At 58.5% G+C, this 509-nt stretch carries 1 protein-coding gene; it reads left to right on the top strand.

Annotation, left to right across the window (positions count from 1 at the left end; translation table 11 throughout):
• On the top strand, nt 1-509 hold a 509-nt coding region (locus CYR52_RS22200), incomplete at both ends, for an Ig-like domain-containing protein (protein WP_165699112.1).

Raw genomic sequence — 509 nt, 5'->3', positions numbered from 1 at the left:
ATCAACGGTACGGTTTATCCGGCCACCAAAACCGGGGAAACCTGGCGCTTTACCGCGCCGGAACTGGCGGATGGCGAATATGCCGTGCAGGTAAGCGTTACCGATGATGCGGGCAATACCGCGACCTCAGCGGCGCTGAATATCACGGTCGATACCGCAGTGAATGCACCAGTCGTCACATTAAGTGACGACACCGGTGTGCTGGGTGACAACCAGACCAACGACACCACGCCGGGCTTCGCGATCGCAATTGATGCGGATGTGGTGACGGTGATGGTCAGCATCGACGGCGGCGCACCACAGGCCGCGACCCAGGATGCGGCGGGGCAATGGCATTTCGTCACGCCTTCAGTATTGGCAGATGGCGAACACTCTTTGATCGTCACTGTTACGGATGTGGCGGGTAACAGCCTCAGCGGCGAGGCGTTTGCTTTTACCGTCGATACTACCGTCAATATTCCGGTGATTGACCTGAATGACGCTTCAGACAGCGGCGCAGACTCGGCCGA

This window comes from Chimaeribacter arupi, from assembly GCF_002858805.1.
Classification (GTDB): domain Bacteria; phylum Pseudomonadota; class Gammaproteobacteria; order Enterobacterales; family Enterobacteriaceae; genus Chimaeribacter; species Chimaeribacter arupi.
The sequence above is the reverse complement of the archived record's forward strand: the minus strand, read 5'-3'. Positions and strand labels throughout refer to the sequence as shown.